General features: G+C 65.3%; 11 protein-coding genes. 7 read left to right on the top strand and 4 right to left on the bottom strand.

The window, feature by feature from the left end; translation table 11 throughout:
- Window positions 1-109: 109 nt before the first annotated feature.
- Complete coding sequence (locus ABFK29_RS11810; RefSeq protein WP_005863033.1) at window positions 110-1144, top strand: LacI family DNA-binding transcriptional regulator; 1035 nt, start codon at window positions 110-112, stop codon at window positions 1142-1144.
- On the opposite strand, the gene ABFK29_RS11805 is transcribed toward ABFK29_RS11810, so the two are convergent.
- The 3 genes from ABFK29_RS11805 to ABFK29_RS11795 are packed head-to-tail and all read right to left on the bottom strand — an operon-like array spanning window position 1141 to window position 3978.
- Window positions 1141-2400, bottom strand: coding sequence for an NAD(P)/FAD-dependent oxidoreductase (locus ABFK29_RS11805; protein WP_005863032.1), 1260 nt, complete (start codon window positions 2398-2400; stop codon window positions 1141-1143). The genes ABFK29_RS11810 and ABFK29_RS11805 overlap by 4 nt on opposite strands.
- Window positions 2397-3128: an N-formylglutamate amidohydrolase gene (locus ABFK29_RS11800; protein ID WP_040605107.1), complete on the bottom strand. Its 732-nt coding sequence runs from the start codon at window positions 3126-3128 to the stop codon at window positions 2397-2399. The genes ABFK29_RS11805 and ABFK29_RS11800 overlap by 4 nt, the downstream gene beginning before the upstream one ends.
- The gene (locus ABFK29_RS11795; protein WP_040605091.1) at window positions 3121-3978 is read right to left on the bottom strand and encodes a MurR/RpiR family transcriptional regulator; all 858 of its coding nucleotides are present in this window, start codon (window positions 3976-3978) and stop codon (window positions 3121-3123) included. The genes ABFK29_RS11800 and ABFK29_RS11795 overlap by 8 nt, the downstream gene beginning before the upstream one ends.
- Before the next feature lie 147 nt (window positions 3979-4125).
- On the opposite strand from ABFK29_RS11795, the gene ABFK29_RS11790 reads away from it, so the two are divergent.
- Window positions 4126-5823 (top strand): peptide ABC transporter substrate-binding protein, encoded by a 1698-nt coding sequence (locus ABFK29_RS11790; protein WP_005863026.1) that lies wholly within the window; start codon window positions 4126-4128, stop codon window positions 5821-5823.
- A gap of 76 nt (window positions 5824-5899) precedes the next feature.
- Here the strand turns inward: ABFK29_RS11790 and ABFK29_RS11785 are convergent, their stop codons facing one another.
- Window positions 5900-6613, bottom strand: a complete 714-nt coding sequence (locus tag ABFK29_RS11785; protein ID WP_050772484.1) for a DeoR family transcriptional regulator — start codon at window positions 6611-6613, stop codon at window positions 5900-5902.
- Window positions 6614-6826: 213 nt separating this feature from the next.
- Between ABFK29_RS11785 and deoC the strand changes: the two genes are divergently transcribed.
- Genes deoC through ABFK29_RS11760 form a run of 5 tightly spaced genes read left to right on the top strand, consistent with a single transcriptional unit; the run spans window position 6827 to window position 13059 of the window.
- A complete protein-coding gene (gene deoC, locus ABFK29_RS11780) occupies window positions 6827-7819 on the top strand; it encodes a deoxyribose-phosphate aldolase (protein WP_005863021.1) in 993 nt (330 codons plus the stop codon).
- Window positions 7820-7823: 4 nt separating this feature from the next.
- The gene (locus ABFK29_RS11775; protein ID WP_005863019.1) at window positions 7824-10184 is read left to right on the top strand and encodes an aldehyde dehydrogenase family protein; all 2361 of its coding nucleotides are present in this window, start codon (window positions 7824-7826) and stop codon (window positions 10182-10184) included.
- A 45-nt stretch (window positions 10185-10229) separates the two neighbouring features.
- The gene (gene rbsK, locus ABFK29_RS11770; protein WP_005863018.1) at window positions 10230-11162 is read left to right on the top strand and encodes a ribokinase; all 933 of its coding nucleotides are present in this window, start codon (window positions 10230-10232) and stop codon (window positions 11160-11162) included.
- The gene (locus tag ABFK29_RS11765; protein WP_005863016.1) at window positions 11159-12034 is read left to right on the top strand and encodes a carbohydrate ABC transporter permease; all 876 of its coding nucleotides are present in this window, start codon (window positions 11159-11161) and stop codon (window positions 12032-12034) included. The genes rbsK and ABFK29_RS11765 overlap by 4 nt, the downstream gene beginning before the upstream one ends.
- Window positions 12031-13059: a carbohydrate ABC transporter permease gene (locus tag ABFK29_RS11760; RefSeq protein WP_005863013.1), complete on the top strand. Its 1029-nt coding sequence runs from the start codon at window positions 12031-12033 to the stop codon at window positions 13057-13059. The genes ABFK29_RS11765 and ABFK29_RS11760 overlap by 4 nt, the downstream gene beginning before the upstream one ends.

The raw sequence follows: 13059 nt of genomic DNA, 5'->3' as shown, positions 1-13059 counted from the left end.
CATGGCCTACGGGTTAACGGGGTGCACAATCGATGTTGCAAACAAATAACGACTCCGTGCATCCTGTCAACACTTCCTTGCGTCCGTTTGCATGGGTAGATGCAACCATATGTCCGAGAACCAGAAAAAGACGATCTATGACATCGCGCAACGGGCGGGCGCTTCGGCCTCCACCGTGTCCGCCGCCTTGAACGGCACCTGGAAGAAACGCCGCATTTCGGAGGCGACCGCGCAGCGCATCATCGAGATCGCCCGCGACCATGGGTATTCCGCCAACCTTCAGGCACGGGCTCTGCGCACGTCGCGCTCCGGCCTCGTGGCGCTGCTCCTGCCGGAGTACAACCGCTTCTTCTCGCAGATCGCACAGACCTTCTCGCGCGAGGTGCGGGCCCGAAATCTCTGCCCGGTCATCATCGCCACCGAGCGTGACCCGGAGGAAGAGCGCAGCACGGTCGCCGACCTCACCTCATGGGCCATAGACGCGCTTTTCTTTGTCGGCACCGTCGCACCGGAAGACCTGAGCCGCCAATGTGAGGCGGCCCGGATTCCCCATGTCTTCGTCGACCAGCCCTGCGCGCGCGCGCCCTCTGTCGTAACCGACAACCGCACCGGGGCGCAGGTCCTCACACGCGAAATCCTGGCCTCGATGACGGCGCTCGGCGGGGTCGGCACCGGTCCGCGCGAAACCGTCTACTTCATCGGAGGCGACCGACGTTTGCCGTCCACGGCCAATCGGGTCGAAGGTTTCTCGGAAGCGCTTTATTCCCACGTCGGCCGCGTCGCCCCTTCTCAGATCATCGCCGAGACCTACGACATCGATGCGGCGACAGAGACGATCGCCGCGCTCTACGCACGCCTCGGGGGTTTGCCGCGCGGCCTGTTCATCAATTCCGATTCGGTATTCGAGGGCGTGCTGCGCTTCCTCGCCACCCTGCCCGAACACGAACTGGACGCCTGCGCCTTCGGGTGCTTCGACTACGAACCCTTAGGGCAGTTGCTGCGGTTTCCGGTGCACATGATGCGCCAACGGCACAAGATGCTTGTGCGGCGCGCATTTGCCTTGCTGGGCGAGGATGGAAAGCCGGTCATCGAGCAGGTGCAGCCGGAACTCTACCGCGCGCCGGTACGGAACCGACTGACCTAGACCCTGTCACGCAGTTTGTTCAGCGGTCCCCGCAAGCTTTGCACACCGAAACCGATCAGCGCGGCGGCCGGGATACGCCCAGGCGCATCATGCGGCCAGAGCCGGGCGCCCTCGGCCCGATCCACAAGCGTCGCGGCCAGTGCGCGCCCAAGCGCCATCGTCGTCGGTACACCCCTGCCCGAATACCCGGCCAACGCCCAAAGGCCCTCATTGATCTCGAAGATCGCCGGCCGCTGTCTGGCCGAGATACCCACCATGCCCGACCAGTGATGGGTGAACCCCAGCCCTTCGAGTTCCGGGTAGAGCCGCGCCAGCCGCCTGCCCGCCTGCGCCACGGTTGGTCCACCAAGCCGCCCGCGCCGCAGTTCGACCAGCCCACCGGTTATGATGCGGCCACTCTCGTCGACGCGGAAGAACATGGGATCGCGCCGGGTGTCGCTGAAATTCACGCCGCCGGGCAGCACGGCACGGCGCTGGTCGGGCTTTAGGGGGGCCGACGCAATGGCGTAGGAGCGCATGGGCACGAGGCTCCGCCTCAGGCGCGGCGGGATCGCAGCGTCCCCGTATGCGTTGACCGTCAGGCCCACCGCGCGGGCCGAGATGTCGCCACGAGGCGTCTTCAGCAGCCACCGGCCGCCCTGCCGCGAGATAGCCGTCAGAGGTGTGCGCACGTGCAGCGCCGCGCCTGCCGCCTGTGCGGCCCCGGCAAGGCCACGCACGTAAGCCAGAGGGTTCAGATGACCGCCGTCACGATGTACCCAGCCGCCGAGATAGCCGCGGACGCCGCTCAACGCCTCCACCTCGTCCGGTCCGAGGAACGCCCCCGCCTTTCCGAGGCCTGCGTATTTCGCGTGGGCTGCACGGGCACGCTCCAACCCAGCGGCATCGTGGGCGGCGTTCAGCCATCCCTTCTGCACCGGTTCGCACGCGATCCCCAGTTCTTCGATGGTCTTGAAGACCTTGCGCCCGGAATCGCGCAGCAGCACAAAGCCTTCGGGTGGCAAGGTTTTTTCGTCCAGGTAGCCGAAAACAGGAATGCACTGCCCGTGGTTGCGCCCGGATCCGCCGTGGCCGACCTCCGCCGCCTCTATCAAGGCCACTGAAACACCGCGCCGCGCCAGCATGAGCGCCGCTATCGCGCCACTGAACCCGGCGCCGACCAGGGCGATGTCCACCTTCAGACTGCCCTCCAAAGGTTCCGACAAGGAGGCTGGCGGCGCGCTCAGGGCATAGGGTGTGTCGGTTGTCAGGGTCATGTGCGGGCGCTCGTCGGGACTGTCCGTTGCAAGGCACGGGCAAGGTGATCGGCCCATGCCGCCTGCCCCGCGCGGGTCTCGACCAGGTCGTTGGACACTTCCAGTCCGCACGCCCGAAACCCCGTGCCCCAAGTATGTCGGTCGACGGAATAGATGCCACCACGGCCGGAGTAAGGCTGGTTGTCGCCCAGCACGCCACAGCCGTCCAGGCCGGACAGCAAAGCCTGAGAGAGCGCGGGGGATTCATTCCAGATCGTACCGGCATCCCAGGGCCTGCGCTGCCCGTCCATGTGCCGCGTGCAGGTGTGCAGGGCGAGAAAGACCGGATCCGCATGACGCGCCTGCACCTTCTGCCACAGCAGGTCCAAAGCGATATGATACGGCCAGAAGATGCCATCCTGCCGTGAGGCGCGCCCCTCGTCCGACAGAACGTTCCCGGGGATCGGCACGTCCTCGACCGCCCGCAAGATCGAGCGCGGATCGGCAATCCAGCGGTTGAGGTCCAGCACAAGCCGGCTGACCGTGCCGAGGATGACCGGCGCCTCCAGCCGGTCGGCAAGCATCCGGGCCATCGGCTCGACCCCGATATCGTAGAAGTGATGCGTCTCGTGCCATTCGGGTGCCAGTCCCAGTGCATGCCCTTCTGGCTCCTCGGTCCCAGCGTGGTCCACGACGATCAGACCGGGAAAACCGCCCTCGCGGTTCAGGATCTCGAACGGCTCACGCATCGCCTTGTCCATCCCTGCGCAGCGCTTCGATCCGTTCCAGCCGCCGGCGCGCCGCATCCCGGTCGCGCGCCACGACTGCGGCAACCAGCGCCTCCACCTGCGCCGTCGCCACCACCCTCGAAGCGAATGGCGAGGGGGACTCATCCGGCGAGATAAGTACCGCCTCAGCCAGTTCTGCCACGGGCGAGCGTGACAGATCGGTCAGCAACACAATCCGCGCCCCCTGCCCCCACGCAGCCTTTGCGAAGGCCATCAAGTCCTGCTGGTATCGGCGATAATCGAAGACAACCAACAGATCCCTCGGTCCGATGTCGACCAGCGGGTCGAAGGCGAACCCAAGCGGTCGCTCAATCAGTGAGACCTGCGTGCGCACCTGCCCCAGGTGCAACACCAGTCGCTGCGCGAGGTTGCGGCTGTAGCGGCCGCCGAGCGCGCGGATTGTCAGCTTCGGGTCGGTCAGCAGATCGACGATGCGGTCGAACTCCGCCGGGACGGCACGGTCCGCAACACGGCGCAACGCCTCGGCCTGCATCAGAAGCGTCCTGCGATAGAGGTGCTCGCCGCCGTCCTGCGGTTCCGAAGGGGTCGCCATCTGCACCGCCGGAGACCCCAGTTGCCGGTCGAGTTCCTGCATCACGGCCGCCTGGAAATCGGCGAAGCGCGAAAAGCCCAGCTTGTTGACATAGCGCAGAACGGTCGGCCCACTGACGCCTGCGCGGTTGGCCAGCACCTCCACCGTTCCGAGCGCGCCGGTCGGGAACGTTTCTGACAGAGCGGCTGCGACCTTGCGTTCCGCGCCCGACTGGGCACCGTTGCGCAAACGCGCCAGGAGGTCCTGTGAAGAAGTCATCGTCGCGTTCCGGATTCTGTCATCTACTGGCATGTACTGTTTATTACATCTTGACTGAAGATTCACGCTCTCGCAACATATAATACATGACATGAGGGGCACCCCCGCCACTGGGTTCAAACGTCCCGACACCGACAGGAGAGCTTGATGAAGACCCTTTCGACCCTATTGGGAACCGCGCTTGCGCTGTTGCCAATCACCGCCAGCGCCGAACGCGGCAGCGACGGAGAGCTGCGCATCCTTTATTGGCAGGCTGCGTCTTCAATGAACCCCTACCTTTCGGGCATTGCCAAGGAAGTGGAGGCCGCCTCGCTGGTATTGGAACCGCTGGCTCGATTCTCGGAAACCGGTGAATTGGTGCCGATCCTCGCCAGCGAGATCCCGACGGTCGAGAACGGTGGCGTGTCCGAGGATCTGACCTCGATCACGTGGACGCTGCGCGATGGTCTGAAGTGGTCCGACGGCACACCGGTGACCTCTGCCGATGCGGTGTTCACGTGGCAATACTGCGTCGACGAAGAGAGCGGTTGCGCCGCCCTTCAACAGTTCGACGGCGTGGCAGAGGTCGTCGCGATCGACGACAGCACCATCGAGGTCCGCTTCACCGAACCGAAACCCTACCCCTATTCCGCCTTCGTCAGTTCCGAGTCTCCCATCCTTCAGCGCGCACAGTTCGAAAACTGCACAGGGGTGCGCGTCTCGCAATGCACCGAGGAGAACACCCATCCCATCGGCACTGGCCCCTATGTGGTCGAGGATTTCCGCGCCAACGACATCATCACCTACTCGATGAACCCTGAATACCGCGACGCCGACAAGCCCGCCTTCTCGCATGTCACGATCAAGGGCGGCGGCGATCCGAACGCCTCTGCGCGCGCGGTGCTTCAGACCGGCGAAGTCGACTACGCCTGGAACCTTCAGCTTGCACCCGACGTGCTCGCCTCCATGAGCGGCGGTCCCGGAGAGGTGATCACCAGCAACGGCTCGGCAGTCGAATTCCTGTTCCTCAATCAGACCGACCCGAGCCCGGATCTCGAGGATGCCCGCTCTACCGTCGCAGGCGGCCCGCACCCCTTCCTGACAGACCCGCGCGTCGGTCAGGCCCTTTCGATGGCCATCGACCGTCCGTTGATCGCAGAGAACCTGTACGGCGATTCCGGTATTCCCGGCTGCGCAGTCGTGCCCGCGCCCGACCTCTACAAGTCCGACGCGCATGACGATTGCGTCACACAGGACATCGAGGCTGCAAAAGCTCTTTTGGACGAAGCCGGCTGGACAGACACGGACGGCGACGGCGTGCGCGACAAGGACGGTCAGAAGCTGTCGATCCTCTACCAGACGTCGACCAACGGCGTGCGCCAGGACAGCCAGTCGCTCATCAAGTCGTGGTGGGGCGAGCTCGGCGTCGAGACCGAACTGCGCAACATCGACGCGTCCGTCTTTTTCGGCGGCGACCCGGGTTCCCCCGACACCCGGCAGAAGTTTTACGCCGACGTGCAGATGTACACCGACAACTCCAAGGGCCAAGACCCGGAGGCGTTCCTGGGCAACTGGAGCTGCGCCAACATCCCCAGCCCCGAAACCCAGTGGCAGGGCAACAACATCCAGCGCTTCTGCTCCGATGATTACGAGGCTCTGATCGCGGAGTTCCGCACCGCCGCTTCGCTGGAGGACCGCGGACGCATCGCGCGTGAGATGAACGACATGCTGATCGAGTCCTACACGATCATTCCCCTGATCCACCGCAGTATCATCTCAGGCAAGGCCAAGACACTGGAAGGTGTTCGGATGAACAGCTGGGACAGCCAGATCTGGAACATCGCGGACTGGCACCGCGCCGACTGATACGGCTGAGCCCAACGAAGCCCCGGGTCAACGCCCGGGGCTTTTTTCATGCCTGCTGGTCAATGGTGGCGCTTCCTCAGCTCCGGTCGAGGCGTGACCCGTCCACGGCAATCTCGGACGGCGGGATCAATCCGTCTTCCGTGGCCACGTAGGAGAAGTCCCCGAGTCCGGCGAACCGAGCCGGGCGGACCGTCCCGAACTTCGACCGGTCGGTGACCAGCACACTACGCGCCGCGCGCCGCATAGCCTGCCGCTTCAGCGCCGACTCGCGGAAGGTGGTGCAGGTCACGCCAAGGGTCGTATCCACCCCCGCCGCCGACATGAACGCAAGATTGAGAGCATAGGCGTCGAACGTCCCGTCCTCCTCCACCGGATAGAACGAGGCCGTTGCCGGATGGTAGACGCCGCCCAGCAGGACCAGCTTGATGTTCGGCTTGCGCACCACCAGATCCGCGATGTTCAAGGCGTAACAGATTACTGTCATTTCCCAATCTGGCGGGATGGCATGGATCAAGTGCGGCAGGGTTGTGCCGCAGTCTACGAAGATCGTGGCCTCAGGCTCCAGAAGCGACAGGCAGGCATCGGAGGCGGCGCGCTTGGCGTCCTGGTGCACCTCTGCCGCGTCCGAGAGGTCATAGGGCGCGCGCCGCACCGCGTCCTGCGACAGGACGATGTGCCCCCCAAGAAACTGCAGCATTTCCGGGTTTTCGCGCACGTCGCGGCGCACCGTCATCTCGGAGACATCCAGGCTTTCCGCTGCATCGCGGACGTGCAGAGGCCCATGATTCATGACCGCTTCCCGAAGCCACGATGCACGGGCCTCCTTGCGGCTTGCGGGCAACCCGCGGGAGTCGGTTTGGGTCATTGTCAGAACCTGCATATTCACAATGTTAAGATCGTAACAAAATGGGGTTGCGGAAACAACAGTATCCACGCATCCTGATCGAAAGTCGCCATCGAGATTCGCGGAAAGCGGACACGTGGAGACATCGGAGGGAAGATCGTGAAGACAGAGGTGACCACCCTGCCGGCATCGACGCCGGTGGCGCATCCACGCAACGACGGCATGGCGCTCGACCTGGCCGCCGTGCAGGCGGTGCAGGTCAACACCGAAGCCAGCATCCGCCGCGCCGCCAGTCTGCCGGGCCGCCGGGCCGTCAAGGGAGATGCCCAAAGCGCGTGGCTCTTGAAGGCGGTGACATGCATCGACCTGACCACGCTCAATGGCGACGACACCGAGGGCCGCGTGCGGCGGCTCTGTGGCAAGGCCGCGCAGCCGATCCGCGCCGACCTGCTCGACGCGCTCGGCATGGCGGATCGCGGCATCACCACCGGCGCGGTCTGCGTCTACCACCGCTTCGTCGCGACCGCCGTCGAGGCGCTGAAGGGCACCGGCATCCCGGTCGCCGCCGTCTCGACCGGCTTTCCGGCGGGTCTGGCGCCGCATCACACCAAGCTGGCCGAGATCGAGGCCTCTGTCGCCGATGGCGCGCAGGAGATCGACATCGTCATCACGCGAGAGCATGTGCTGACCGGCAACTGGCAGGCGCTGTACGACGAGATGCGCGACTACCGCGCCGCCTGCGGCGACGCGCACGTCAAGGCGATCCTCGCCACCGGCGACCTCAAGACCCTGCGCAACGTCGCCCGCGCCAGCCTTGTCTGCATGATGGCGGGCGCCGATTTCATCAAGACCTCGACCGGCAAGGAGGGCGTGAACGCCACGCTGCCGGTGTCGCTGACCATGGTCCGGGCGATCCGCCAGTACCGCGAGATGACCGGCGTCAAGGTCGGCTACAAGCCCGCCGGTGGCGTGTCCAAAGCCAAGGATGCCCTTGTCTACCTTGCGCTGATGAAAGAGGAGTTGGGCCTCGACTGGGTGCAGCCGGACCTTTTCCGCTTCGGCGCCTCGTCGCTTCTGGGCGACATCGAGCGCCAACTCGAACACCGCGTGACCGGCGCCTACAGCGCCGCGCAACGCCACCCGATCGGATGACCCAATGACAGTCGCGAGCTTCTTCGACAGCATGGATTACGCCCCCAGCACAGAGGACGACAGCGCCGCGCGCGCATGGCTTGCCTCGCATGACGCGCGCTTCGGCCATTTCATCGACGGCGCCTTCACCAAGCCAGCCGAGGGTTTCGACACCCTTGAGCCCGCGACCGGCAACCCATTGGCGCAGGTCTCTCAGGGGGTGACGGCGGATGTGGACGCGGCCTTCAAGGCGGCGCGCCGCGCGCAAAAGGGCTGGGCCGCCCTGCCCGGTCACGAACGGGCGTTGAAGCTCTATGCGCTGGCGCGGATCATCCAGCGCAATTCCCGCCTGATCGCGGTGGTCGAGGCGCTGGACAACGGCAAGTCGATCCGCGAGACGCGCGACATCGACATTCCGCTCGCCGCGCGACACTTCTACCACCACGCGGGCTGGGCGCAGCTGCAGGACAGCCAGTTCGCGGGCTACGATCCGGTGGGCGTCGTGGGTCAGGTGATCCCGTGGAACTTCCCCTTCCTGATGCTGGCGTGGAAACTGGCGCCCGCCCTGGCGCTGGGGAACGCGGTGGTTCTGAAGCCCGCCGAGGCGACGCCGCTGACCGCGCTGCTGTTCGCCGAACTGGCGCAGGCGGCGGGGCTGCCCGCGGGCGTGCTGAACATCGTCACCGGCGACGGAGAGACCGGCGCGCTGATCGCGGCCCACGAGGGCGCGGACAAGGTGGCCTTCACCGGCTCGACCGAGGTCGGGCGCCGCATCCGCGAGGCGACAGCAGGCCAGGGCAAAAGCCTGACGCTGGAGCTGGGCGGCAAGTCGCCCTTCATCGTCTGCGAGGATGCGGACATCGATGCGGCGGTCGAGGGCGTCGTGGACGCCATCTGGTTCAACCAGGGGCAGGTCTGCTGCGCGGGCTCTCGGCTGCTGGTGCAGGAGGGCGTTTCGGACGTCTTCCACGCGCGACTGGCCGAGCGGATGAAGACGCTGCGCATCGGCGGATCGCTCGACAAGACCATCGACCTGAGCGCGGTGATCGACGGCGCGCAGCGCGACCGCATCGCCGGTATGGTGGACCGCGCCGTCGCGGCGGGCGCCACGCTGGTGCAATCGGGGGACGTGCCCACGACGGGCAGCTTTTATCCGCCGACCCTCCTGCGCGACGTGCCCGCCACCTGCGAGGCCGCGACCGAAGAAATCTTTGGCCCCGTCGCCGTGTCGATGACCTTCCGCACGCCGGAAGAGGCAGTGCAACTTGCCAACCATACCCGCTACGGCCTTGCCGCGAGCATCTGGAGCGAGAACATCAACCTTGCGCTCGATCTTGCCGCGAAGGTTCAGGCGGGCATCGTCTGGGTCAACTGCACAAACGTCATGGATGCGGGCGTCGGTTTCGGCGGCGTCAAGGAAAGCGGCTTTGGCCGCGAGGGCGGACGCGAGGGCTGTTACGACTACCTCAAACCACGCGCCTTCGCCAAGGTGTCCGAGCGCAAGGCCGCCTCGCCCATGGCGGCGAAGGGCTTCAGCCTCGACCCCGTCGACCGGACGGCCAAGTTCTACATCGGCGGCAAGCAGGCCCGTCCAGATGGTGGCAACGCGCGGGCCGTCGTCGGAGCCAAGGGCGCGGTGCTGGGTGAGGTCGGCGAAGGCAACCGCAAGGACATCCGCAACGCCGTCGAGGCGGCGCGCGGTGCGAAAAGCTGGGGCGGCAAGACCCAGCACAACCGCGCGCAGGTCCTGTATTACATGGGCGAGAACCTCTCGGCCCGGGCCGAGGAATTCGCCGAACGCATCAGCGCGCAGACAGGGGCCAAGACCGACAAGGCACGCGCCGAAGTGGCGGCCAGCGTATCACGGCTCTTCAGCTACGGCGCATGGGCCGACAAGGTCGAGGGCACCGTCCACATGCCGCCGATGAAGGGCCTCGCGCTGGCGGTGCCCGAGCCTATCGGCGTCGCGGGCGTGATCTGCCCCGAGGAAAGCCCGCTTCTGGGTTTCGTCTCGGCGGTGGCGCCGCTGATCGCGACCGGCAACCGCGTGGTCGCAGTGGCGTCCGAAGCGCATCCGCTGTCCGCGACCGACTTCTATCAGGTTCTAGAAACCTCGGACCTGCCCGGCGGCGTGTTGAACATCGTCACCGGCAGCACCGAGACGCTGGGCCGCGAACTGGCGAAGCACAACGACGTCGACGTGCTTTGGGCCTTCACCACGCCCGCGCTCTCGGCAGAGATCGAACGGCTGTCGGTTGGCAACCTCAAGCGGGTCTTCACAGACCACGGACGGGCCTGGGACTGGACCAGCCCCGAGGCCGAGGGCGAGCACTTCATCCGGCAGGCGACGCAGGTCAAGAACATCTGGGTGCCCTACGGGGAATGACGATCGCGCCGCCCGGGGAGGGGTTGGCGCAAGGGGGAGGACATCATGGCAGAGCAGACGGGCATCGCGATCCTTGGGATCTATGTCGCCGACACGGCCTATCTTGCGGCGCGGATGCCGGTGAGTGGCGAGACGATCATGGGCTCGGGGTTTTCGCTGGGACCGGGCGGCAAGGGGTCCAACCAGGCGGTGGCGGCGGGTCGCGCCGGGGCGCAGGTCAGCTTTATCTCGAAGATCGGCGACGATCCCTTCGGCAAGATGGCACTTCAGATTTACGAAGAAACGGGTGTGACGCCGAAGGTCGAGGTCATGCCCGACATGCCCTCCGGCGCGGCCTTCATCTTTGTCAACGACCAGACAGGTGAGAACGCGATCATCGTCTACCCCGGCGCGGCGGGCACCATTTCCGCCGCCGACGTGGAGGCACAGCGCGACGTGATCGAAGGCGCCAAGGTCTTTGTCACGCAGCTTGAACAGCCCGCCAAGGCGGCGCTGGCCGCTTTGCGGATGGCAAGAGCGGCGGGCGTGATCACGGTGTTCAACCCTGCCCCGGCCAATTCCTTCGACGACGCCTGTTATGCGCAAACCGACTACTTCGTTCCGAACGAGAGCGAAGCCGCGGCCCTCGTCGGTTTCGAGATCAAGACAGAGGAAGACGCGCGTCGCGCCGCCGAGATCTTTGTAGAACGTGGCGTCGGCACGGCGCTGATCACGCTGGGCGACAAGGGCGTCTACATCCACGGACAGGGCATCAGCACCCGCATTCCCGCCATGACCAACGCCGCTGTCATCGACACGGCAGGCGCGGGCGACGCATTCATCGGCGGGTTCGCCACCTCGCTGTCCGAAGGAAAGGGTGTCGAGGATGCGGTGCGCATGGGCTGCGCCACGGCAGGCATCGCAGTGACCCGGCGCGGCACCGCCCCCGCCATGCCATCCCGGGCGGAAATCGACGCCCTGCTGGGAGAGACCGCATGACGCGCGACGATCCGGTCAAGCACCTGTTCCTCTGGCCGGCGTTCCTCGTGGTACTGGCCATCGCGATCTTTCCACTGATCTACTCGCTTGCGAACAGCTTCATGTCTCTGCGACTTGTCCCGCCGATGCCTTCGCGGTTCGTGGGCGTCGACAACTACACCGACCTGTTGGGCAATCCGCGCTTCTGGCAAACGGTCAAGACCACCTCCATCATCGCCTTCACCTCGGTCGCGCTGCAGTTCGTGATTGGCTTCGGCATCGCGCTGGCACTGGCCAAGCGGGTGAAGGGGGTGGAGTTCTTCCGCGTCACCTTCCTGATGCCGATGCTGGTGGCCCCGGTCGCCGTGGCATTGATCGCGCGCCAGATCCTCAATCCCACCATGGGTCCGCTCAATCAGGTGGCCACGTTCTTCGGCTTCCCGAACCTGCCCTACCTGACCGAGTCGCACTGGGCGCTCGGATCGCTGATCGCCGTCGAGATCTGGCAGTGGACGCCCTTCGTTATCCTGCTGCTGCTCGCCGGTCTGCAGGGCCTGCCCGACGACGTCTACGAGGCGGCAGAGCTTGAGAACGCCTCACCTTGGCAGCAGTTCTGGGGCATCACCTTCCCGATGATGCTGCCCATTTCGGCGGCGGTGATCTTCATTCGTATCGTGGAGAGCTTCAAGATCATCGACACGGTCTTCGTGATGACCGGCGGCGGCCCCGGCGTGGCCACCGAGACACTGACCCTTTTCGCCTATCAGGAGGGCTTCAAGAAGTTCAACCTTGGCTACACCTCGGCGCTGTCCTTCCTGTTCCTCGCGGTGGTGCTGATCCTAAGCCTCGTCTATCTCGCCCTGCTGAAACCCTGGCTGGAGAAATACAAATGAGCGTGCGCGACCTGCACGGCCCGCGCCGCTGGGTGGCCTTCGCCCTGTGCTGCGCGTGGTTCGCCTTTACCGTCTTTCCGCTGTACTGGGTCGCGATCACCTCGCTGAAGACGCCGCCCGATGTCGTGGGCGGGCCGACCTACCTGCCCTTCGTCGACTTCCAACCGACATTGAAGGCGTGGAGAGAGCTGTTCTCCGGCATCCGGGGCGAGTTCTATTCGAACTTCTGGTCCTCGACCATCGTCGCCGTTTCGTCCTCGGTGCTGGCCACTCTGCTGGGGGCCATGGCGGCCTATGCGCTAGTGCGCTTTCCCTTCCGGGTGAAGCTGTTGTCTGGCGTGCTGTTCTTCGTCGTGGCCATGGGGGGCTTTCTGCTGGGCCGTGACGTTCTGGGGCTGCCCCCGGCAACCGCCTCCATCATCGCCTTCACCGTGGCACTAGCCCTTTCGGTCTTCGCCAACCGCTTCCGGCTGCCGGGCAAGGTGATGAAGAACGACGACATCGTTTTCTGGTTCGTCAGCCAGCGGCTGTTTCCGCCCATCGTCGTGGCCTTCGCGCTGTTCCTGCTCTACTCGGAAATGGGCAAGCTGGGGTTCAAGCTGACCGACACCTACCTCGGGCTGACGCTGGCCTATATCGCCTTCTCGCTGCCCATTGTGGTCTGGCTGATGCGCGACTTCATCTCGGCCCTGCCGCTGGAGGTCGAGGAAGCCGCGCTGGTCGACAACGTGCCGCAGTGGCGGATCTTCTTCGGGATCGTGCTGCCGATGTGCCGCCCCGGCCTGATTGCCACCTTCGTCATCACGCTGGCCTTTACCTGGAACGAATTTCTCTTCGCGCTCTTCCTGACCAACTCGGAGTGGCAGACCCTGCCCGTCCTGATTGCCGGTCAGAACAGCCAGAGGGGCGACGAATGGTGGGCCATATCTGCCGCCGCGCTGGTTGCCATCATCCCGATGGTGGTGGCCGCCGGGCTCTTGGGGCGCCTGATGCGCTCGGGACTGCTGAGCGGAGCGGTCAAGTAG

The sequence above is a fragment of the Sagittula stellata E-37 genome, assembly GCF_039724765.1.
Lineage (GTDB): Bacteria > Pseudomonadota > Alphaproteobacteria > Rhodobacterales > Rhodobacteraceae > Sagittula > Sagittula stellata.
This window is presented reverse-complemented; position numbering and strand designations above follow the sequence as displayed.